This window comes from Moheibacter sediminis (assembly GCF_900176425.1).
In the GTDB taxonomy this organism is placed as follows: domain Bacteria; phylum Bacteroidota; class Bacteroidia; order Flavobacteriales; family Weeksellaceae; genus Moheibacter; species Moheibacter sediminis.
On the sequence record NZ_FWXS01000002.1, the window covers coordinates 387,603 to 413,725 of the forward strand.

Annotated in this window: 10 protein-coding genes; 9 read left to right on the plus strand and 1 reads right to left on the minus strand. The window is 34.9% G+C overall.

Annotation, left to right across the window (positions count from 1 at the left end):
- Positions 1–6 precede the first annotated feature (6 nt).
- Genes B8977_RS04740 through B8977_RS04750 form a run of 3 tightly spaced genes read left to right on the plus strand, consistent with a single transcriptional unit; the run spans position 7 to position 6,139 of the window.
- Positions 7–2,379 (plus strand): ABC transporter permease, encoded by a 2,373-nt coding sequence (locus tag B8977_RS04740; RefSeq protein WP_159447450.1) that lies wholly within the window; start codon positions 7–9, stop codon positions 2,377–2,379.
- A 31-nt stretch (positions 2,380–2,410) separates the two neighbouring features.
- Positions 2,411–4,828, plus strand: a complete 2,418-nt coding sequence (locus B8977_RS04745) for an ABC transporter permease (RefSeq protein WP_084016527.1) — start codon at positions 2,411–2,413, stop codon at positions 4,826–4,828.
- Between the two features lie 12 nt (positions 4,829–4,840).
- On the plus strand, positions 4,841–6,139 hold the full coding sequence (locus B8977_RS04750; RefSeq protein WP_084016528.1) for a TolC family protein: 1,299 nt from the start codon (positions 4,841–4,843) through the stop codon (positions 6,137–6,139).
- A 173-nt stretch (positions 6,140–6,312) separates the two neighbouring features.
- Here the strand turns inward: B8977_RS04750 and B8977_RS04755 are convergent, their stop codons facing one another.
- Positions 6,313–8,052, minus strand: coding sequence for a helix-turn-helix domain-containing protein (locus tag B8977_RS04755; protein WP_159447451.1), 1,740 nt, complete (start codon positions 8,050–8,052; stop codon positions 6,313–6,315).
- Positions 8,053–8,293: 241 nt separating this feature from the next.
- Here B8977_RS04755 and B8977_RS04760 point away from each other — a divergent pair, with 241 nt between their 5' ends.
- Genes B8977_RS04760 through B8977_RS04785 form a run of 6 tightly spaced genes read left to right on the plus strand, consistent with a single transcriptional unit; the run spans position 8,294 to position 25,996 of the window.
- A complete protein-coding gene (locus B8977_RS04760; RefSeq protein WP_084016530.1) occupies positions 8,294–8,512 on the plus strand; it encodes a hypothetical protein in 219 nt (72 codons plus the stop codon).
- Positions 8,513–8,558: 46 nt separating this feature from the next.
- The gene (locus B8977_RS04765; RefSeq protein ID WP_084016531.1) at positions 8,559–10,454 is read left to right on the plus strand and encodes a cell division protein ZapB; all 1,896 of its coding nucleotides are present in this window, start codon (positions 8,559–8,561) and stop codon (positions 10,452–10,454) included.
- A 20-nt stretch (positions 10,455–10,474) separates the two neighbouring features.
- The gene (locus B8977_RS04770) at positions 10,475–12,826 is read left to right on the plus strand and encodes a S8 family serine peptidase (RefSeq protein ID WP_084016532.1); all 2,352 of its coding nucleotides are present in this window, start codon (positions 10,475–10,477) and stop codon (positions 12,824–12,826) included.
- Positions 12,827–12,831: 5 nt separating this feature from the next.
- Positions 12,832–14,943, plus strand: coding sequence for a DUF8202 domain-containing protein (locus B8977_RS04775; protein WP_084016533.1), 2,112 nt, complete (start codon positions 12,832–12,834; stop codon positions 14,941–14,943).
- 21 nt (positions 14,944–14,964) lie between these two features.
- Positions 14,965–25,575, plus strand: coding sequence for an RHS repeat-associated core domain-containing protein (locus tag B8977_RS04780; protein WP_084016534.1), 10,611 nt, complete (start codon positions 14,965–14,967; stop codon positions 25,573–25,575).
- Positions 25,562–25,996, plus strand: coding sequence for a hypothetical protein (locus B8977_RS04785; RefSeq protein ID WP_084016535.1), 435 nt, complete (start codon positions 25,562–25,564; stop codon positions 25,994–25,996). The genes B8977_RS04780 and B8977_RS04785 overlap by 14 nt, the downstream gene beginning before the upstream one ends.
- Positions 25,997–26,123 lie beyond the last annotated feature (127 nt).

Here is a 26,123-nt window from a genome sequence, read left to right on the forward strand (position 1 = left end):
TTCACGATGATAAATATATTGGGGCTGACGGTTGGAATGGTCGGCATCATTCTCGTTTCACTTTATTGGAATGATGAATTGAATTACAACCAATGGAATCCCAACAGAGAAGAAATTTACTCCATCGGGCATCAATTTGACTGGAGCGGCAAAGCAACCTATATGTCAATTGCTTCAATTCCGGAAGGCCCAACCATTAAAGAAACCTTTTCAGAGGTTGAAGATTTCATGGCTTGTTCCTGGCTTTCAAATGCTGTGGTAAAAACAGAGAACCGCTCATTGTACTTAGAAAATTATTTACCGGTCACACCTAATTTCTTTGATTTTTTCCCATTTGAATTCATTCATGGAAATGCAAAAGGTGCTCTTTCTGATTTGCAAAGTATTGTTATTTCAGAAGATTGGATGAATCAACTTTACGATGGAAAAAATCCGGTTGGTAAAAAACTAAACATTAATCAAAATGAATACATCGTAAAAGGAGTTTACCGTATCCCGGGAATTTCCTCCGTTTCGCCTAAGGCTGTCACTCCTATAGATTGGAAACAAAACATGAAAGACAATGGCAGCAACTGGGGAACTTATCAAATTGGTATATACATCAAAGTCAGAAAAGGAACTGACATTCAATCTCTCGAAAACAGAATTTACAATCAGATTATCCTGAAGAATGCCATAGAACCTTTTGCTAAAAATCAGAACATTTCTGTGAAAGAGTATATGGATCAATATGGCAACAGCAAATTGGCTTTGGATCAACTTTCAACCATACGTTTATTTGGTAAAGCTTCCGGAAGCGGCGGAGCTGAGAAAGGAAACGCAACCATGCTTTATCTGCTTACCGGACTGTCCTCAGTAATTATGATTTTATCGGCTTTTAATTACATCAATCTTACAACCGCTTCTTCCATCAAAAGAGCAAAGGAAGTAGGAATAAGAAAAACGCTCGGTGCATCCCGTTCAAAACTTGTGCTTCAATTCGTATTTGAAAATGTAATCATTTGCTTATTTTCATTGGTTCTTGCTTTGGCTTTATCTGAAATTTTACTCCCCTACTTCAATGAGTATTTTGAGAAAGAATTAAAAATAGAAGGTTTCAAAATTTACTTTGATTTACTTTTAATTTTATTACTTACAACTTTGATTTCGGGAATTATTCCAGCACTATACCTTTCAAATTTCCAACCGCTTAATGTTTTAAAAGGAGATTTCACACGCAGCAGCAGGGGAATATGGATTCGTAATATGATGCTCGGGCTTCAATTCATCGTTTCGTTGTTTTTCTTAATTGCAGGAATTGTAATTTATCTTCAGGTAAGTTATATGTCCAAAAAAGATTTAGGTTTCAAAGGAGATCAGGTCGTAGCAATTAATTTTTCCAAAAGAAGTTCTAACCAGAAATACAATGTAATTAAACAGGAATTCAAAAAAATACCCGGAGTAGTTGATGTAAGCAGCGGATTTCAAATTCCAGCTTCGGCAAACTATATTGGCGGTGCTGCTAAAGATATCAAAACAGGAAAGACTGTAGATCTGGCATTATCTGGGGCGATGGATTTCAATTTTATGGAAATTCTTGATTTGAAATTAGTACAGGGAAGAAACATTTCTGAAAAATATGCATCAGATACCATCTCTAGTATTTTGATTAATGAAACTTTAGCACAGCGGTTAGGATTGACAAATCCGATAGGAGCTGAAATTGAATATGGACCAGCTGAAAAAACATTTAAAATCATCGGAGTTGTCAAAGATTATTTTGTGCAAGGGTTTCAAACTGAAATCGATCCTGTAGTTTATTTTCATTGGAACACGATTCCATGGGCTAAAAATCAAATGAATTACGCATTGATTAAAATTAACTCAGAAAATTCAGAAAAAACTTTGGCTGAAATCGAAAGCAAGTGGAAATCAGAAATTGAAACAGAAGGGCATCCCTTCAAATACCATTTTATCGATCAGGAATTTGCAAATACTTATAAAGAATATACCCGACAGCAAAACTTGTTCGCCATTCTTACTATTATTGCGATTTCCATTGCGTTATGCGGACTCTTTGGATTGATTTCACTCGTGGTGGAACAAAGAATGAAAGAAATTTCGATTCGAAAAATTTTAGGTGCTTCCCAAGGAAATTTAATCAGACTTATCGGAAAAGAATATTTGGTGATTGCTTCAATTTCATTTCTGCTTTGCATACCTCTCACCTATTATTTATTACAAAAATGGCTCGAAGAATTTGCTTACAGAATTGAAATTCCGATCTGGCCGTTTGTTGTGGGCCTGATTGTACTTTTTTCATTGGTGTTGACCATCATCAAAATCCGCACAATGTATGCCATGAGGACAAATGCAGTTAAATACCTTAAATACGAATAGTTTTAAAATTAAGAACTAAAAATAAAAGATTGTGTTACAAAACTGGATAAAAATAGCATTTAGAAATTTTGCCAAAAATAAACTGGCGGCTTTCATCAATATTTTTGGGTTGACCATTGGTATGGTCGGTGTCATCCTCACAATTCTTTACTGGAAAGACGAGCTGAGCTATAACCAATGGAATCCACAGAAAGAAAATGTATATCAGGTTGTTCATGATATGGGCAGCGGAGATTTCTGGTCTTCGGGAACCATTCCGCAAGGTCCAAAAATGAAAGAGATTTTTCCTGAAGTTGAAGATTATCTTTACATCAACTGGATGGGAAGTGCTTTGGTGCAATCAGGGAAAAAATCAGCTTATCTAGATGGATTGTTACCGGCAACTGTTAATTTCTTTGAGTTTTTCCCATTTAAATTTATAGAAGGTTCTTCTAAAGATATATTGAACAACCAGCAGAATATTGCGATTTCAAAAAAATGGGCTACTCAGCTTTTTGAGAATCAATCTGCTTTGGGGAAAATCCTGAAAATTAAGGACAAAGAATACATAGTAAGAGGCGTCTTTGACAATGAAGCAGCTTCATCTGAACTGCCGGAAGCTGTGATTGCACTGAATTGGGATGAACTTTGGCGAGACTATTCAACTGCCTGGGGAAATTACCAATACAAGCTTTACGTGAAATTACAGCCTGAAAGTTATTCTCCTGATTTGATGAAAAAGATTAATCATGAAATTTTTTATGTAAATCAGGTTCTTCCAAATTCAAAAGAAGGCGGAGTTACACCAGAACAATATATAGAAAAGTTTGGTGAGACAAAAATGATATTTGACAAATTGAGCGAAATGCGCTTGTTTTCCCTCGGAGATGGCGGTACGATGGGCAAAGGAAATGTTTCTCTTTTGTACATTATGACTGCTTTATCTATTGTAATCTTACTTCTGTCTTGTGTAAATTTCATCAATTTATCGACTGCTAATGCGATGAAACGTGCCAAAGAAGTGGGTGTCCGAAAAGCGTTGGGAGCACAACGTAAAAATGTGATTTTTCAATTCATGTTTGAAAGTTTTATTCTCTGTGTATTTGCGTTTGTGTTGGCGCTTGCTTTATCTGAAATTATCTTGCCATATTATAACGATTACCTCAATAAAAGTTTAAAACTGGAATTCGGTTCCATGCTGGGATATTTGTCTTTGGTTTTAGGGTTTGTCATTTTGATTTCCGGGCTTTTCCCAGCACTGTATTTATCTAAGTTTCAGCCTTTAGAAGTACTCAAAGGAAATTTTTCCAGAAGCAAATCAGGTGTTTGGGTAAGAAATGCCTTGATGGGATTTCAATTTTTCATTTCTGCTTTCTTTTTTATAGGAGGTTTGATCGTTTACCTTCAGGTAAATTATATGATGACCCGCGATTTGGGCTTCAATGCAGACCAGACTATTGTGGTGTACTTTAACAATTATACAGATACCTTGAAATACAATAAATATGAATTAATCAAACAATCGTTTAAAAACATTGATGGCATTGAGGAAATATCCTCCGGAATGCGCGTTCCGGGATACATCAGCAGTAATTCCAGCAATCTAGAATATTTGGGTAAATCGGTTCAAACGACCAACAGCGCTATGGATTATAATTATCTTGATTTATTGAAAGTTAAATTGGTCAAAGGGCGCAAGCTTTCGCCGGAAATATCTTCAGATACCCTGCAAAATATTCTGGCAAATGAAAAACTGGTGAAAGAGCTTGGATTGAAAGAACCTTTGGGTGCGGAAGTCCAATCTGGCATGAACAATCAGAAGTTTAAAATTGTTGGTGTTGTTCAGGATTATTTCGTAGAAGGATTTCAAAATGAGATAAGACCTACTATATTTTATCATTGGAAATTGGTGAGCTGGCAGAAATATAATTTACAGGCTGTATTATTTAAAATTAATCCTGAAAAAACAGAATCAACTTTGGAAGAAATCGAAAAAAGATGGAAAACACAGATAGAACCGGGTTATCCTTTTCAATACAAATTCGTAGATCAACAGTTTGCAAGAACCTATCAACAATATCAAAATCAAAAAATCATATTTTTCATCCTTACTATAACCGTCATAACAATTGCATTGCTTGGATTATTCGGACTTGTTTCTTTTATCATTGAGCAACGTATGCGTGAAATTTCCATCCGAAAAACATTGGGCGCGTCACAAAGAAATATTGTCTTTATGTTCAGCAAAAAATACATCATTATTGCGGCGATATCTATTTTGTGCAGTATTCCGATAACTTTCTATTTGATGCAGAAATGGCTGGAAAACTTTGTTTTCCGAATTGATATGCCGTTATGGCCTTATGTCATGGGTTTGATTGTCTTGTTGTGTCTAGCATTATTCGTGGTTTCTATCAGAGCTTTTAAAGCTACAAGAAGCAATTCTGTGAAATATTTGAAATATGAATAATATTAAATTTAAATGAAAAAATTAATCATAATCATAACTTTTTTAAACTACATCGCTCTCCAAGCCCAGCATAAAAACTGGTCGCTGAAAGAATGCATTCAATATGCAATGGAAAATGATTTGGTCATAAAAGAAACAGCTCTCAATCAGGAATTTCATGAGAAGGGAATTATAGGCGCTTACGGACAATTGATTCCCTCCGCATCTCTGTATGCTGATAACCAATACAATTTCGGCTCTGTGATCGACCCTACTACCAATTCACGTGTCAGCTCAGACATTCGTTCCAATTCTTTTAATTTTTCAACTCACCTAGAATTATTCAACTGGGGAAATTTCATACGAATCAAATCTGCAAAACTTCAAAAAGAAAAGGCTATTTATGATTTGGAAATTAAAAAGAATGAATTAATCATTCAAATCGTACAGATGTTTTATCAAATTCAATTCGATGATGAACAGATAAAATTAGCACAACAACAATTGGAAAATACAAGGACTCATTTGAAACGAATCGAAAAAGAAGTAGAATTAGGCAACAAAGCCAAGAGCGATTTATATGAATTACAAGCGAATGAAACTGCAGATAATCAAACTTTACTGGTTGCTGTTAACAAATATGAATTATCAAAATTAAACCTACAGAATTTATTGAATTTAAGAGAAGATGTAAATTTCATTCCCGAAGAAACATTAGATCCCTTTCTTGTTTCAGATTCGCTTTCAGATTTGTACCAAACGGGATTAACATCGCGACCTGAACTGAAATCTGCAGAAATTCAACTGGAAATAAAACAGAAATCTGTGGAGGAAATGAGAAGCAGATACTTACCGACAATCAATGGAAATTATTCTCTTTCATCTTTTTATGTAGATTTGGAAACAGCTGCTTTTGAAGACCAGCTTAAAAATAATAGAAATCATTTTCTGGGGCTTTCCATCAACATTCCGATTTTAAATAAATTCCAGACCAGAACTGCAATTCAACAAGCCAAAATTGAATTTGAGCAGACAGCACTACAAAACCAACAGCAAAAACAAGCTTATTACAAAGCTTTGAGCGAAGCATATCTGCAAACACAAAATGCTTACGAAAGCTGGTTATCAGGAGAACAAAATGTAATTGCACAACAAAAATCATTTGAAAAAACGGAAAAGAAATTTCGTCAAGGAATGGTGGATGCTTATGGATATTTTTCAGCGAAAAATAGTTTATTGAGTGCGCAAACTGCTCTTTTACAAGCAAAATATACTTTTCATTACCAAAATGTATTGCTGATTTTTTATGTGAATAACACCGTGCTTCATTAAAATTTGAATATCGCGATCGGTCTTTTTTTAGCTATTTAATCTTTCTGGAAAGAATAGAAAGCTCAGCTTCTCTATTTTTCTTCTTTGATTGATTGGTTTTCTAATAGGCAATATTTCCTCTCAATCACAAAGATTTGGAACAATAGAATATGGAGAACTTTTATCTTAGAATATCATTGAATCACATTTTCTTTAACTTTTGCCAGTTCATTTTTTCTATTTACTATAAAATCTTTAGGCCTCAAATTATTGATTTTAAAAAATACATTTGAAAAAACCTGACGAGAACTAAATCCAGACTTTTCTGCTAATGCCTCTATAGAATAGTTTAGGTACTTTTTATCTATATATAGTTGTTTCGTGATATAATTTATTCTCAACGTATTTATGTAATCGTTGTAATTCATATCTTTATATTCATTTATTATTTGGGATAAATAACTTGTGTTAGTTTTGAAGTGTACTGCCAATTTTGCTTGCGTAAGTTCGGAATCCAAATATTTTTCGCTGGACTCAAAAAACGCTAATTTTTGCAAAATTTCCTTTAAAAGTTCAGAGTTTTGTATGTTACTTTTGGATTTAGGAATATCAATACTGTTTGGCTTCAAAAAACCTGTTTCTTTTTTCAAAGCTGTAATAATTTTATTATAACTATCAATTATCTTTTTTTGTTTAACGCGCTGCAAATAAACTTTTAGAATCAATAGAAATATTCCGATTATGCATAAAATTAATAAGAGTAAGAATCTATTGGTTTTTGTATATAAAACCTTGTTTTGTTGCGATAAATTGTAATTATCATAATCCTTTGATATTCTTTGCGATAAATACTTAAAATCGGATAAGAAGTAATGGTTTGCTTTTAGTAATTGATTTGTATAATAAAGTTCTTCTTGTATTTGATTGCTTTTGTTATGATGTGAGATTAAAATTTCATAAGTATTTCTTAATTCGGGTAATAGAAACTTTTCCTTGCTAAATATTGAATCAATTTTATACAAGTGTGCAATCCCTTCATCTTCATTCCCCATATTGATAAATGATTTACCTAAATAAAAATGAATGATAGATAGTTGGGCGAAGTCATTTATACGAACTATTTCAGGCATGGATTTTTTTAAGTATTCTATAGCTTTTGAATAATTTTTAACTGAATAGTAATGCATGCCTTTTAATTTATAAAAAGAGCTTTGCTCCAGGCTAAATGCTTCAGTCGATGGTGTATGACTTAAACCAATCCTTACCAGGGAATCAACTTTTGCATTATCTCCATTATTAAAGTGAAATTGAGCTAATTGATGGATGCTATTCAAATAGCCTTTTTGATGATTAAATTTTATATTAGGGTGGGATTCCGGATTGTTATATTTGCTTTCAAAAAAATCAATGCAACCATATAACAATTCAATAGCTTCAGGATAGTAACCTAAATATCCTTTCACGACCGCCAATTGATAAATTATTCTATTTTTTAGATAATCGTCATCAGATTTTTCTGCAAACTTATGAGCTTTCAGATATTCATTCAAAGCCTTTTGATATTGTTTATAATTGAAATAATAAATACTTCCTTTTGACAAATATGCTCTTGCAATAAAATCTTCTTGCTTACTAAAATTCGCTGCCGCAATAGCACTATCGGCATATTCCAGTTTATTTGTTTTTGAGAAATATATAGCATCAATATATCCTCTTGATAATTGTCTGAAATTTTTTTCTTTCGATGATTTATTTAAAAATTGTTGCAAATATTTGAATGCAGCTGTATCATTTTCTTCATATCTCATGTATTTATTTCTCAACTGATCAAATCCTTCCGGAAAGTTGGAATTCTTATGCTGAGAATAAGCTGGAAATGAATTAAATGTTGTCAAAAAAAATACACATATAACTAAAAAAGTATGGTTCATCATAATGTTTTGAGTTGTATTCAAATTCCTAGCTAGCAAATTAATCATTTTTTTTAATAAATCTTTAACATTGATATTAACAAATCGAATATCATCATTAGACATTATAAATCAGTTATATAAGGATTTATTTATTAGGGAATAATTTATAAATCATTACTTAATAATTCATTGATTGAAACATTAACATTTTGTTTTACAGTATATTATAATTTTAAATTTGAAGACTACTAAACTTTAAATTATGAAAAAAAATCTTCTGTTTGTTGGTATTTTCTTGTCCTTTATTGCTTGTGAAAGCGATGATGAAATTCCAATTAAAGAATTTGAGAATTCAAAATCTTCTAATCTCAAAAGAGATTTTTCTGATTCCTTTGATAAAACAAATAAAAGCAATGAATTGAACAACAGAGCTAGAGTAGACTCAATTCCTGATATGGATATCATTCATTGGCATCATTAAATAACAATTTCAATTCACATATAAATTTCTCAAAAATAAGCTTATCATGAAAAAATCAATTCTATACGTTTTAATTCTCTTTGCAGGTTTTGCATATGCTCAGAATGTATTTCCTGTTCCTACGGGTAATGCTGTTTTAGGTAATGGAAATAATCTTTTTATTAATGGAGGAGTTATAAGAAACAATAATGCGGGTGGAACAATTACAATAGATGATACAACTACAATAAATGGAAGTCTACAAGTTTCAGATAATATTCAGGCATCAGGTGGAGTGACTGGAGATCATGGAATTTTTGACGAAATTTATAGTGGAAAAATAGAAATAATGGATAACATGATTGATATGATTTATCCTGCTACTTCTTCTTGGAAGGAAGGTATAGATTTCTACAAAGAAAAAAAACCTTCACTTATTAAGTGGGGAGGTATAGGAGCAACGGGAAACTTAGTTCAGCTAAATAGACTTTATATGACTCACGGATCAAATCCTCAAAATAGCATCTTAGGTATAAACATATTAACCAATGGAAATGTAGGAATCGGTACACTTAGTCCGACTACAACTTTGGAAATTAATGCGGGATCCTCTACTTTTGATCCTTTGGGTAACAGTGGATTGAAATTAACTCAACTTACTTCAGGAAACAGCCCAACTAAAGGAGCGATGCCAATTGGTGTAGACTCCACAGGAAAGGTGGTTAGAGTTGATGTTGGGTCAAGCAGTGGTGGATGGCTTCTAACAGGAAACCCTGCAACCAATCCGTCAATTAATTTTTTAGGAACAACTGATTCTCAACCTTTAGTGATCAAAACTAATAATACAGAAAGGCTTAAAATAAATATTTCCGGACGCTTCGTTTTTCATAATTCAGATACGACACCTGTTACCAATCTTAATCTATATTTAGGAGGTGGAAATGATCCGGTCAGCCTATATCCCGCTGGACAAAATGTTTTAAATACAGTTGTAGGTTTAGGTTCACTAAAAGCCAATACCTCAGGTTATAAAAATACAATATTTGGAGCTAATTCACTTTATAAAAACACTACGGGATATGAAAACTCAGTTGTTGGTGTGAATTCCATGATAAATAATACAACAGGAAATCTCAATATAGTAATAGGGAACAATTCCATGAATACAGGAACTACAAGCATACAAAACGTCGTGGTAGGAAACAATGCATTGGTTGCTGCTACTACTGCCGGTAACTATAATGTCGCATTAGGAAATGGAACACTAAATAAAGTTACCACCGGTCAATATAATATTCATTTAGGTTATTATACTGCTACAACCGGAATTACAACTGGAACAAGAAATATAGGAATTGGATACAATGCTGGGAAAAATTTAACAACAGGTTCAAACAATATTATGATAGGAAGTGAAAATCTTACTGTTACTCCGAATATTGTAATAAACGCTCCTATTTCAAACAGTGCTAGTAATCAATTAAATATAGGAAACTGGATTTATGGACATAATGGAAAAATAGCTATTGGAAACTTCACAAATGTAGCTCAAGTATTTTCCAACATTGAGAATGCAAATTATCAGTTAATCGTAAAAAATGGTATTAAAACAGAAAAAGTAAGAGTTGAGTTAGCCAGTACCAATGACTGGGCAGATTATGTGTTTAATGATGATTACGATTTAATGAACATTGACGAGTTGGAGAAATTTATTTTGAAAAACAAACACTTGCCCAACATTCCTACTGCATCTGAGGTTATGAAAGATGGTATTGATCTAGGCGAAATGGATGCAAAGTTGCTGGAAAAAATTGAAGAACTGACACTTTACAGTATTGGTTTATATAAAGAAAATTATGACTTAAAAGAAGAAACAAAAAATCTTCAAAAAGAAAATCAAGAGCAACAAATATTGCTTGAAGAATTATTAAAAAGAGTTGAGCAGTTAGAGTCAAATAAATAATTCCCTAAAAACTCAAAATCATGAAAAGATTATTAGTACAAGGGGGATTATTACTTCTCTCAGGGATAGCTAACATCGTATTCGGGCAAAATCAAACAGAAAAGACGGCCATTTCTCAAAATATCAATCAAGATAAACTTCATAATATCATTCAGAAGAATGAAAAAGAAAATTTATTTCAGCGAAGTGAAGTTGCTCGGCTTATAAGAAATGGCTACGAAGAATTCATTGAGGGAGACGACGGGACATTTTCCCAATTAATCGGAACCAATGAATTGGGCGCCCCCATCTACTTACAAACTATGAATCAAAATGTAGTCAATACGCTGGGAACTAACATTCTTCATTCTGGTTTTGACGGTTTTAATCTGACGGGACTTGGAATGATAATAGGTTTATGGGAACCAAAAAGCCCACGCTTACCACATCAGATTTTAGGTAATACTAGAATTACCTATGCTGCCGGACAATTGTCGGGAGTAGATCGTCATGCAACTCATATTGCAGGAACTCTGATAGGTAAGCAAACAAACGTAAGTTCCCCAAATCAAGAAAATGTGCAAGGTGTTGCATTTGAATCTAAAATAAAAGCGTATGATTGGAATTTAGCTGCCTCTGAAATGGCAACTGAAGCTCTTGCAGGTTTATTAGTAGCCAATACAAGTTTTGGATATGCACCTGCCCCATTGGATACTGTTAATTATGGAAGGTACTCTGCTTATTCTCAAGAATGGGATGCTGTTATGTGTGCCGCACCATACCTTCAGATTGTAAAACCCGCCGGAAATGTAAGAGATGACTCTCCTGTAGTCGTTCCTCAGGTGAATGCTAAACAAGGATTTGATTTGTTAGAAAGTAGCGGTACATCAAAAAACGTGTTGGTTGTTTCTGCATTTGATCTTACAAAAGATGAACCATCAGAATCAAATCCGGTTTATAATATTAATCTAGTAGAAGTTCCTTACAGTAGTTGGGGGCCAACTGACGATGGCCGTATAAAACCCGATATAACAGCTCACGGCCATAGTGTTTATTCTTCAATTGAAAGTTCAAACAGTGCTTATGGGCTACTTTCAGGAACATCCATGGCAACAGCTGGAGTGTCTGGAGCCATTACATTATTGCAACAATATTATAAAGAAAAGTTTGGACATTTATTTGACCCTTTTGAAGTACCTTATTTATGGTCTTCGAGTATTCGCGGTTTAATTATTCATACAGCAGATGAAGTAGGTGAAGCAGGTCCTGATTATAAATATGGATGGGGCGTAATGAATGCTGTTTCAGCAGCAGAAATAATAAGCCAAAGAGGAAAAAGTACCATTATTCGTGAAGAGAATTTAAAAAATGGTGAGGAATTTAAATTAAATATAGTTTCTAACGGATATCAACCTCTTATAGTTACTTTAGCTTGGACTGACCCGGAAGGAGAAGTCACGTTACCTGCTGTTATTGATGATATTACACATAAATTAGTAAATGATTTGGACATCCGATTAATCAGACTTGATTCTAATGGGAATGAGAGTGCAATAACCGTAAACGGAAATAATATTCTTTATCCATGGAAAAGACTTGATGGTATCACTAATGATGTAAATCTCCTTAATGCTCCTGCAACAAGAGGCATTAACAATGTAGATAATATTGAGAAAATTGAAATTCCGGTAGAACATTTGCCTCAAGACGGTGGCGTATTCAGAATTGAAATTACCCATAAAGGAGAATTAGAAAATACCTGCGTTAGTAGTGGGCAAAATTTTTCACTTATTGTTTCAGGGGTTTCATTCTGTGAAGATGAAATCATTCTTTATCAAAATCAAGATAATATCCTTACCGAGTATGAAGAAGGATTACACTTAAAAGCTGATTATATCACTGCATCTAATATCATTGAGCCTGTAGCAAATCAAAATTCAGATGAAAATTTGGTGGAATATGAAGCTTATTCTAAAATTGATTTAATACCTCAGGGAAATAGTGGTTTTACAGCAGATTACGGATCCAATTTTTATGCACATATAGATTGTGATTTAGAATTTATGGGAGCTTTCAGTAAGCGGGAAATTGATTCCATGCTGAAAAATCCAATCGCTGATCAAACGATTCCTATGATTGAAAACATAGTGGTGTATCCTAATCCTGTTATCAATAATTTCTTAAATGTACAATTCGAATTGACCGAAAAGTCACCAATTCAAATCTTGTTATACGATTTGCAAGGCAAAATAGTTCAGGACATTCCTTTGCAAAATTTTGAAAAAGGAAAACACAAGCAGGTCATTGATTTAAGCAGACACCCGAAAGGTGTTTATATAATTAAAGTCATTACCTCTGAAAAAATGCATACCCAAAAACTCATTAAAAAATAATAGCCATGAAAAAGTTTCTCTCTCTCTTCACCGTTTTACTTGTTTCTTTCGTTTTAAGTCAGCTTCCCGGAGGGGTTTCAGGGATTGATATGTGGTATAAAACTGGCTCAACTGTTCCCTTATCAAAAGATTATGGTCCAAATGCATATCCCATTACCCGAACAGGTACTGTTATAGAGGATTTATTTAATTACAACCACTGCATTAGAGTTGAAGGTGCAGGAAATTTAAATTTCCCTTATTCAGTAGAAGATATGGCCGTGGCAACCATTTTCACGGTATACATCAATGAAGGAAACGAAAACAGCTCTTTGATTTATTCTGACTGGAGAACGGGTGGCTATCAAGGAAATGGAATCAATGAAAAAGGTTTTTATTATTCAACAAATCATTTAACTAAAGAAACTTTTTCTTTAGAATACCCTGAAGAGGAAGAGGAAATTCCGAATGCTTTGATTAATACGCTTAACTGGTTTGATTTTAATTCTAAAAAAATAAATAATAGTATAGGAACAGGAGGTGAAAGCACTGTATATGTAGGTAAAGCAAACTCAAATCCTTCTATGGATGCATTTAGAGGTTTGATTCCGGAATTTATTATTTACAGAAAGGCTTTAAGTAAAGAAGAACGACAAAAAGTAGAAAGTTATTTGGCTGTAAAATATGGTATCACATTGACTTATGATGTTCATTACTTTAATTCAAAATATGATATTATTTGGGATAAACAAAATAATTCTGTTTTTGGTAACCGCATTTTAGCTATTGGTAGAGATGATGCCTCAGAACTATATCAAAAACAAAGTAAAAGCAGCCATTCTTTAAATGAAGAAATCATATTAAGCCTTGGAGAGTTTGCAAAGGATAATGAATCAAATGAGTTTTATTTGGAAGACGATAATTTCATATTCATAGGAGATAATGATGGTATCACTGATGTGACAGAGGAAAATGAAAGTATAAATGATTGGGAGCTTCATAAAATGAAAAGGACTTGGCTGGTTCAGCCTTACAGAACAACTTCTGATGAAATAACAACTGAACTTCGATACAATGCAGCAGAATTAACTAACAGGATCCAAAACGAATATGAGCCGGAATACTGGGATGACATCACTATTTGGCTGTTAGTTGATCGTTCGGCAAATGAACAAACAGTATCAACATTTGATTTAAACCAATGTGTGGATTGTACAGCTTACATGTACGATGCTACTGACGGGGATTATGTCATTTATTCAGATTTGAATTGGGATGAAGAAGAATCGGGGTTTGACCAATTTACATTTGCTGTAGGACCTAAAATGATAGTGGATGTGAATCTGCAACCGATGGAATGCAACGCTGAAGTAGGAAACATAGATATTCAAATTACTTTTGGAGAACCAAATTTCGATTTTGAAATATTTGATGAAAATGAATTAATTATTGATTCTCAACTAAATATTTTATCCCGAAATATCAGTTTTACAAACCTGCCACTTGGTTGGCATACTTTAAAAGTAACAGACGCCACTGGATATTTTCGTGAAATCGCTTTTGAAGTTTCTCCGACAGCCGGCATGAATGACAATATACTCGAGGATCAATATTTAATGATTGATGATCCGTTTACTGTCATATACGATCCTAATGTTACAATTGATGCTTCAGAAAATGTTACTGCTACAGGTGTTGTAACTTACGAATGGTTTAGTGCAGGTATAAGCGTAGGTAATTCCGCAGAAATTACAATTAGCAGGCCGGGAACTTATACAGTTGTTCTTACAAATGAAAATGGTTGTCAGGTAGAAGATACCACACAAGTAGTGGCAGAAGGTTCCTCACGTCCTTTGGAAAAAGACGGTTCAGTGGATGATTTACTTGCAAAGGAAACTATAACAATTTATCCAAATCCTACACAAATAAATAATTCGTTCACAGTAGAAATAAATCTGTTTGAAGAACAAGATGCACAGATACAAATCTATGACTTCGCAGGAAGCTTAGTTCATAATGAATTATTGAAAAATTCTTCAAAATACCAATGGAGCCACAGACTCCTTCAGTCTGGTTCTTACCTTATTACGGTAATTACAAAAAACAAAAAACTGACCAAAAAATTAATCGTTAAGTAAGCTCTCTAAAATAAAATAGTCATGGAAAGAATCTCACCAATTTCATACATTAGAAAACAGCAGAAACTTCTTGCAACCACGAGCATGGTGGTTGCATTTATACAAATATTTGGACAGACCGTATTCGTAGAACAACCACAAATATCTAATAAAGTAGATAAAAATACTTATTTGCCTTTAGAAGAATATAGTTCAAATCCTTTTTCTGAAGACGCTGTAGAAGACTATTCTTCTCTTTTAGAAAAGGAAACTCATGATGAAGTCATTGACAAGATTTTTATTAATGAAAAAGAAATTTTACCTGCTCCGGTAGATTACATTTCCTCTGATTTTAGTAATAGTGATTATATTAAAGAGCCTGAAGTAAACAAACAAGGTATTATTGGTAAAAGCGAAACATTTCCTATAGATGATCCTTCTGACAATATATTTCCTCTTTCATTAAATGAACTTCCATCATCAGAAAAGAACATTTACCTAACTTATGAAATTTATGGATTGGCGGATGCTTCAGGAGCATCAGTAACAATTAACGATAATTATTCCAGAGGCGGATACCTTATCAAAAAGTCAAATGCATGGTCTGTCCAAAAAGAAAAAATCAGTCACGAGGAATTGAATGAAGGAGTTAACTTTATTCGTTTTTCAACATTGGAAAGGGCTAATTATCAGTACATGGTGAGAAACGTACAGTTGATAATTGAAGATAAAAAAGATGATACAACAGAGAATAATTTATTTACCATACATCAAACTCAGTTAAATGCGTATGATGGAAAATTATACATCTCTGGATTTGCCGACAAAACCTTTGATGTCATCATGATTAACGAAATCGAAATTCCTGTAAGAAATGGAATTTTTGAATCAATTATAGAAAATGTAGGTGATGAAATTAAAATTTCTCAAGGTAACCAAATCACCACATTACCCATAATCAATCAGCAAGATGACAAAGTTGACAATATTTTTGAATTAAGCAATGACAATACTTTTGTAAATAAACAATTTTTTCCTGCAACTGAAAATTTACTGTCTCATCAGGGAGCTTCCTTAAAAGTTGCTGCCAACAGCATTGACAAGGAGACAACGTTCTTCATGTCCGCTCTAAGATACCAGGATTTATCAGTTGTTTCTCCTGAAATGGTAAATGTAACAGGAAACCATTCCGGTTATCGATTACTTCCTCACGGGGAGCACTTTACTACTGTTCCGGCAACATTGGAAATACCTTATGACGAATCTAAAATACCGGCTGGTTATAAACCTCAGGACATCAAAACATTTTATTTTGATTTAACTCAGAAAAAATGGATAGCCCTAGAACGTGATACTATTCTTTTAGATAAGAAAATAATTGTATCCAAAACTTCACACTTCACAGATTTTGTAAACGGAATTATAAAAGTACCCGAATCTCCTGAAACAGGAAGCTTTACTCCTACAAGCATAAAGGACATAAAAGCCGCCGACCCGGCCGCCGGAGTTGTCAGCATAGCTCCTCCCACCCCTAACAATATGGGAACGGCAAATACAAGTTTTCCAATTAAACTACCTGCAGGACGTGCAGGTATGCAACCCTCTCTTTCTGTGAATTACAACTCCGAAGGTGGCAACGGCTGGATGGGGATTGGATGGGATCTTTCGGTTCCTGCAATAAGTATCGATACAAGATGGGGCGCTCCTAGGTTTGATGAAAGCAGTGGCTGTAATGGTAGACCGTTTGAAACAGAAATATATTCACTTGCAGGTGAAATGTTGACTATGAAGGTTGGTGAAGATTTTACAAATCCTCATCGTACTTCTGATATTTGTAGAATAGCTGGCGAAAGACAATTTTACCCAAGAAAAGAACATGGCAGCTACTTGAAAGTTGTAAGGTATGGAACTTCTCCTAAAAATTATTGGTGGGAAGTAACCGATAAGATGGGAAATAAAAGCATTTATGGAGATCCTAATAATCCTACAACACCAAATGCTGTTATTAAGACAGCGGATGGTAACATTGCTCACTGGGCACTTTATCGTACCGAAGATACAAATGGAAATTATGTAGAATACAGTTATGATTCCCCTATTTATTTAGGAGCAGGTGCCGGGAATACTGGTAAAGAGTTTTATTTGAAAAATATTATATATACTCAAAATAAGAATGAATCTCCTGGAGCATACTATCAGGTAAACTTTATCAGAAATAATTATTCTTTCGGAACTGCAAGTTTCACAGAAAGAAAGGATATAAACATAAATGCTCGTTTAGGTTTGGTACAAGTCATTTCAGATAACTTAACAGAAATTCATATAGACTATGTTTATAAAGAACCTCAACGCATCAGAACCTACCAGTTTGAATACGATGCTCCAAACTTTTCTAAACAACAACTGGTTAAAATTTCAGAATTCGATGCAGATGATATGCTATTTTATTCCAATACTTTGGAATATTACAGTGAAGTAACTGATAATAATATTATGAATTCCAATACTGATTTATCATGGGATGGAATAAATGATAATATTAATGTAAGCCCTAAACTTCCTAGTGCAGGTGAAAAATTTGTATGGAAAGGGAGCCCTTTTGGTTTTAATAATGGGAATGGTTATTCAGGAGGTCTTTCAGCAGGTGTTGGATTGGGTTCTAATTTTGCATCAAAGCAAAATACTGTAGGAGTAACATATGACTATAGCTTTTCTAAAAATACAGGTTATATTTCCTTTATCGACATAAATGGAGATAACCTGCCGGATAAAGTTTTCAAAACTTCAAGTGGATTAAAATATAGACTAAATTTAGGAGAAAATAAGGGAAATGGAACTCCTTTTGGATTTGGACCCATACAATCCTTATCAGGATCTAACAATTTTTTAGAATCTACATCTAACTCACATAGTGTAGGTCTGGAATCTAATTTTCTATTATATTTAGGATATACAAAGAATTTTTCCAAAAATGTCACAAAAGTGTATTATGCCGATGTTAATGGAGACGGTCTGATCGACATCGTCAATAATGGGAGAGTTTTATTTAATCCCGGACCCTTATTTAGTTCTTTTAATATTGCAAGCTTAACGACTCCCAACCTAATTCCGAGTGACACATCTTTAAACTCTGAAATTATAGGCGACATTAATGATCAGTTAGACGAAGATATTGAAAGGGATAATCCTCTTCAGGATATAATAAAAAAGTGGGTCGCTCCAACTACAGGAACCATTAATATAAGTGGTATAGCCAAATTATCACCTATGCCAATACCTTTAGAAAATGATGAGTCCTTAGAAAATAATGATGGGGTATGTATTTCAGTTGAACATCACAGAAGTAGTCCGAATACTCCAGAAGGTAATCCAACAATCGGTTTTCCGAAATTAGTTCCATTTGGAACAGGCTCATGTGGTGCAAATAAGTACGCTTTAAACTTTACTTTAGATCCAAACGGAGATGTGATTTCCAATACAGCAGCTATGAACACCTTACTTTCTGTGACAAAAGGTGATCGTTTATATTTTAGAGTTCAATCAAAAGAAGAAGGAACCCATGACAGAGTAGAATGGGATCCTACAATTTTATATACCGGCACAAATAATCTGGATGCCAATGCATTGAGCTTTTTTTCTTCCTCTGCGAGTGAGGGTTTTATTTTATCAGGTGAAATTGATTTGGCTGTCCCTAAAAACAAAGCTTTTTCCATCAAGTGGGATCCGTTGACAATAACTCCTAATCAATATTCAGATGATTTAACTTTTAAAGTAATTATCGGTACTCTCAATAATGATGGAGTATTTATTCCAGGTTCCTCTTATACAAGAACAGTAGATCATACAAACCTATCAACCTACATGCTGAACCCTTCAAATATGAGTCCTGTTATTCCTGCTACTTTTACATCAGTGAATTATGACAGAATAATCAGGTTTGAAGTTACTTCTGATTCAAATGTAGATTGGAAACAAATCAATTGGAAGCCTTACGTGGAATTTGAAGAAAATACCAATTCAGTAAGAATTAACGGGGTAGTGAATTATGGAATATATAATTACAAACCTTGGACAGAAGGAGCATCAGATATAAACTTAAGAAATATTAATCGCCCGCTGAAATTAATAATTTCATATAATGATTCTATGTTTTCTTTTCCAGAAGATCTCGAAGCAGAATTTCCGGAAGGTTCATATCCTGTTAGTTTAGTTATTAAGAATTCTAACAAACAGGTTATAGGTAAAAGATTAATGACGGCTACAGTTATTAATATTAATTTTTTAGGTCCTCGCAAAGTAATCCAACTTAGTAATATAGGAGATTGGATTATTGATGATACAAGTAAATTCACCCCTAAAATATATGTTGATTTTTTTACAGTAAATAAACATTTAGCTAATCATTTAAGCCCTGGCACAGAAATTTATGATAAAATTAACGCTACCCAATATGAATTCTTTGCAAGGAACGGCTATACGTCTGCTAAAATAGGAAATGACAACTTTGGTCCGAACTATAGGTTTTGGGGACATTTTGCATACAATGGAAATGAACCGGGCTCTCTCATTGATGAATCCAAGCTCAAATTACCTGAAATAGATGAAAACAATATTCCTGATTCAGATGTATATGATAACTGTGGAGATGATCCGGATTGTTTCGAAGCAAACAGCCCTGACTTGGGCATTGATCCTCAGAGCATACCATTTATAATTTTGGTGCCAAATGCTAATAAGCAATTTGAGGATGATGGACCATATTATGAAGTATGGGAAGGGAATGATCCCGAAACTTACGTTCAGGCAAATGCCATGAGCAGTTCAAGGTTGGGCGTAAATGACCTGGAATCGATCAGAATTAATTTTGATGGTATTGTAGACGCAGGTGCAGTTAGAAGGATGCCTTTAGTAAGTAAAGGAGACGGTAATTCATATGCAGGCAGTTTTGGAGCAGGACCTGTAGGTGCAGGAGGATCAATCAGCGACAATGATAACAAAACTCTTATTCAATACATGGATTTGAACGGGGATCGTTATCCGGATATCATAACTGAGAATAAGATTCAGTATACAAATTCTATTGGCAAATTAAATGAAGTAGTTCCTAATAACTTAGGAATTCCTTCTGAAAGTGAAACTAACGGTGAAGGAGCTACAGCCAGTGGTACGTTCATAAATTTTTCAACGCCGGCATCCACTCAAGATGTCCAAAAAGCAATTGCAAAAAGCAGAGGCATACAAGTCGCTGCTAATGCCGATGTACAGTTGCCCTCTTCTGCAGGGATAAATGTTTCAGGTAATTGGAGTGAAACAGAAGAGAAAAGTTTATGGATAGATATGAATGGAGATGGTCTACCGGATAAAGTAAATGTGGAAAACGGACAGGTAATCGTAAAATTGAATTTAGGACATTCATTTGAAACTACAGGCTATGTCTGGCGAAACAATGTAGAATTGAAATCAAAAAACTCCAATTTCAGTGGTGGGATAGGCTTTAGCATCTGGATGAACAGTATTGCAGGAGGAGTATCTGTCTCTGCAGGAGAATCATATACTGAACAAAATTTCATTGACTTAAATGGAGATGGTTTGCCAGATTTTGTGGAAAATCCAAATGGGAATGCTATTAGATATTATTTGAATACCGGAAATGGGTTTAGCACATCTTACGGTACCATCAACAACGCTACAGTTAATATGAATCGTAGTGTGGGAGAAGGCGCCAATATTGCTTTTACTGTCGGATTTAGTCTGATTATCGCTAAATTTACTGTTACCCCAAGAATTTCTATTAGTAAGTCGGTAGACAGGACTGAAAAAACCATTGCAGATATAAACGGAGATGGCTTGCCGGACATACTCTATACAGCTACCGGCAGTAATGCTAACGACGGTGATCTAAAAGTCCGCCTCAACAAAACAGGAAAAACCCACTTGCTGAAAAAAGTTTATACCCCGCTCGGAGGATCCTGGACTATAGATTATGAAAGAGAGCAAAACTCTTATGAAATGCCGAATGCCAAATGGAAACTAACAAGCATTAATGTTAATGATAATTTTAGTGAAGATAATGCGTTCACGCCAGATGAAGCAAAATCAACAGTAGAATACGAAAATCCAAAACATGACCGTCGTGAAAGAGAATTCATGGGATATGAGACTGTTAAAGTAAATCAACTGGATGTAAAAAATAATGATGAGATTTACAGATATTCATTACAGGAATTTCACAATAACAGTTATTACTTAAAAGGAGCAGTTAAGAAAGAATCTCTATTTGGTAAAAATCAGCAGGGAAGCATCGTAGAGTGGACATCTACTGAAAGCTCATATGCAATTATGTTAAGAGGAACTATTGATCCTTCAGTTCAAACTCAAATAGTAAAAGAATCTGATTATGTCTTTAATTCTGGTGATTTCGGAAATCCTATTGACAAATCAAGTCTTTTTGTTTCGCCTATTAAAACAATTAAAACATTTACAGAGGGAGGAACAGGCAGCAAGACAACATTTACTGAAATTAAAAGATTTGATGAATATGGAAATATTACCCGGTACGTAGATAACGGTGAAGGGGGTGATGATGAAGTTACCACAAGTATTTCTTATCAGACTTCAGGGTATGACACGCAATACTTCAAAGGATTCCCATTATCCATGAGAGTTGTATCGTCAGAAGGATGGTTAAGACAAAGAGGGGCTTCCTATGACTTTTCCGGCGGCACAGCAAATCTGACTTCAGTGAGTACGTACCTGAATGAGGCTGAAGAAAGTGCAGTAGTTTCATTTGAATATGACGATTTTGGAAACATCCAAAAAGTAATCCATGAAGAAAGCGTGGATAGTAATAACCAGAAATTCTTCTACGAATATACTTATGATGACAAAGTACATACCTACCCGATAAATATCACTGACGCATTTGGTTACAGTTCAAATAATACTTACGAATACCTTTTTGGAACTTTGGTGTACACTGAGGACATGAACTATCAGCCTATGCGTACCCGCATTGACAAACGCGGACGTGTGGTAGAAATTACCGGGCCTTACGAATTATTTGTAGAGGGATTGACAATAAGCGATCCGGCATGGACAATCCGATTTGAATACAAAGGAGAAGAATCTGTAGCCTCAAGAGTACAAAATTTGGATTTCAATGAGTATATGATACCTGCAAAGGGAAAATTTAATGTAGTTATATCAGAAAGCGGCGGAAGAGAAAAAGCATTGCATTACGCTGTTACGAGACACTTTGACCCGGAATTCCGTAGTAACCCAGAAACACCGGCTACTGACAATGAAATATACACCATTACATTGGCGGACGGTTTAGGAAGGCCTATTCAGGTTAAGAAAAGTACCTCTATAAAAAGTGACATAACAAACGATACCGCAGAAATTACAAAAACGGTCATAGACAACAGAGAAACCCGACACTGGTTGGTAAACGGAAAGGTACAAACCGATGCATTTGGTCGTGCTGAAAAAACATATTATCCAATTTTAGAAGCATTTAATACAAGTAACCCTTTAACAGGTACAGCACTTCTTTACAATGCCGACACCTATAATACAGGTGAACCCCTCATTCCTCCGACCGAAGCAACATACGATGCACTCGATCGTGTACTGACCACCAAACTGCCTGGGGAAAGCTTCTTAATGACTACTTCATATAGTATCGATCAAAGCTTGTTCAAAACAAGAGTAGTTAATGAATCAGGGCAGGCAAAACACAGCTTTACAGACATAAGAGGACGTACCACAAAAGTTGTTGAAGAATCAACAAATGCCGGAACGATTACAACGGAATTTAAGTACAATGCCATAGGTGAATTACAGGAAGTAAAAGATACTGATGGAAATATCACCGAAAGCAAATACGATAAAGCAGGAAGAAGAACGGAGCTCCGCCATCCTGACAATGGTATAACTAAATTCACGTATGACAATGCAAGTAACCTGATTGAAAAGGAAACTTCCAATTTGTTGGCTGCAAGTGAAGGTGATAAAATAAAATACAAATACACATTCAACCGATTGGACAGCATCAGCTATCCGCTGAACCCTCATAATAATGTTCAGTTCTTTTACGGACAAGCAGAAGATGCCTCGGCTGCAGATGATTTTACGGTGGGAAGACTTTGGTATCAGATCGATGCTTCAGGTGTACAGCAATTCAAATATGGTAGATTGGGTGAAGTTACCTATAATTTACGTTCTGTTGCGGTTCCGGGAGATAAGGCTTACTGGTTCCAGACCAAATGGGAATATGATACATGGAACCGTGTGAAAAAGATCATCTATCCTGATGAGGAAGAAGTTACTTATTTCTACAACCGTGGCGGCGAGCTTCATGCCATCACAAGTAAAAAACAAGCACAGCAGAATGAAAATATCATCAGCCAGCTTGGATATGATAAATTCGGACAAAGAACATACCTGCGCTACGGAAACGGAACGGAAACCAATTACGAATATGAGGACAATCGCAGAAGACTGGATAACATGACCGTAAATAATGCCAACCGTACCTTCCTCGACAACAATTACAATTATGATGTATTGTCCAATGTTACTTCTGTGATGAACAGTGCGGCATTACCTGGTGCAGGAAAGATTGGCGGAGCTACAGAATACATCTATACCTACGATGATTTGAACCGTCTGAAAACAGCAACCGGAATTTTCACCGGAAGAAATGCTGCGGATGATGGTTACGAACAGCAGCAATATTCACTGGAAATGTCTTATGACAAGATGCACAATATCCTAAGTAAAGAGCAATTACACCAGAAAGCGCCCGGACAAAGCGGAGGAACCTGGACAGATATTCCTGCAACCACTTATAGGTTGGATTATATGGATGCAGCTAATGACGGATACAACTCCGCATCATACAATGTAGCGGGATATTCTTATTCACAGCCTCATGCGCCGCGTAAGATCATTGACAAACCTTACGAAACAAGTACAGGCAATGACATCAAAATCAAAATGTATGAGTATGATGCCAATGGTAATATGACACACCTTACCCAAGCCACAGGCGAGTCTGAAACGGTAGAGAAGCTCAGAACCAATCTTTGGGATGAAGAAAACCGCCTGCGTGCAGTAGATATCACACCGGATGCCGAAGGAATAAGACCGATTGCCATCTATACCTATGACGCAGGAGGTGAACGTATCCTCAAGCACAACAATACAAGTGTCAGCATCTACCTCAACGGTAAAAAGGTTGCGGACGAGATCAAAACCGATGCAATGCTCTACCCGAGCGGTATGGTCGTAGCACGACTTGGCAGCAATGGAGACGAAGAAAATGAACAAACCCTTGCTTATACCAAACATTACTATGCAGGAACACAACGTGTCTCTTCCAAGATAGGAACGACTGAAAATCTGGGAGACTTCTTGCAGGATTGGTTTACCGGTGGCATAGGCGGGCCGGTAGATGTTGTAGGATCTTCTAACCAAGTGATTGTAAATGCAGAGCAGGGGGTTATACAGGTATATGATGAACTGGGAATCGATACTCCGGAATACAACAGTAACCCTGTCTTCTATCCTGTTCAGAGTTTTACACACGGAGCAACCGAGAATGAAATTTATTGGTTCCATCCTGATCATTTGGGAAGTACTTCGTATATTACCAACGTTTTAGGAGAAGTAAGCCAGCACATGGAGTATTTCGCTTTTGGGGAGACGTTCGTTGAAGAGCACAGAAGCTCAAATAACAGTCCTTACAAGTTCAATGGCAAAGAACTCGACGAGGAAACGGGTTGGTACTATTACGGTGCGAGATATTATGATGCGAGGACAAGTGTGTGGTTGAGTGTGGATCCGTTGGCCGAGAAATATCCAAACATTTCCCCCTATGCTTATTGTGCTCAAAATCCAATAGTATTTATTGATCCGGATGGAGAAAGAATTATTTTTGTCCCAGGATTAGGCTATGATCCGAATGACCCTAGTCCTTATGTATCTGGTTTTGAGGAATCTTTAAAAATTTATCTTCAAAAGCATAATACTTATTCAAAAACAATTGATGGGTCTTTTTCTACAATAGGCGATATGCTGCATGTAATGTGGAATGGACAAAAACCGTTATTAGATGTTGCACCCATAGGTTCTAGAATTCATAATGTAGCAAGTGGTATAGCACAAGACATAATAAATAATCCATTAAAAGATGGAGAGCAAAATAATATTGTAGGAGCAAGTCAGGGATCTGTAACTGTAGCTCAAGCTGTAATCCAATTGTTAGTAAATCCCGAAGAATATGGGTTAGATGGTTCTTATAAAATTGATAATTTGGTTCTAGTAGGCTCACCAATACATGAAGATTCAAAATTAATGGATAAATTATATGAGCTCAAAGACCAAGGCAAAATAGGTAATATCCTATACGAAGATTATCAATCTAAAGATAAAAATGGCAAGTATAATGATAGAGTAACTGGATTAGCTTCAAAATCAAAGGTAGGGGCATTAGCAAAAGGGATTGGATTTATATTTAAAATGCTTTCAAAAAGTGGAAGAGCAAATGACCCTCATTATAGAGCTTCGCAAGATTTGCCTCCAAATCCTGGCGATCCTAATTTTAGTACTGGTATTATTCAAAAATTGGAAAAAGATGGCGTACATTAAATATATAAGCTTACAAATGCTGATAGTATTATTTGTTAGTTCTTGTGCAGCTCAAAGAAAAGATAAATACTTTGATAAGATAGCTCAGAATAAAGATTTAATTAAAAATTTATCATTAGAAATTCAAAATAAATTAAACGGAGACAGTTCGCGACATATAGCGTTATCTTCTGAAAATGAAATATTTAAAAATGAAGAAATAATGAAATTTAAGAAAGATTTTAATATTTTTAGTATACATCTGTGGAGAACAGAAAAAACTAATAAAGATTCAATAATTATTTACTCAACAGATTATAATCCTTTTATAGGAAATCGCAGATCTATTATTTACTGTTTTTCTGATTGCGACACAGATGAAAATTACATACAAGTAAATGATAATCTTTATTATAGAAAACATAAAAAGCAATTTTATTAGGAGATGGGTAGTGTATCAGAGTTAGTGATAAAAGTAACCCTACTTATTGTGCTAAATTTGCAAGAGGAGTAGCGGGTGCCGGTGGTTTAGATTTTGATAACTCATCGTTTACAGGAGAAGCAAATGT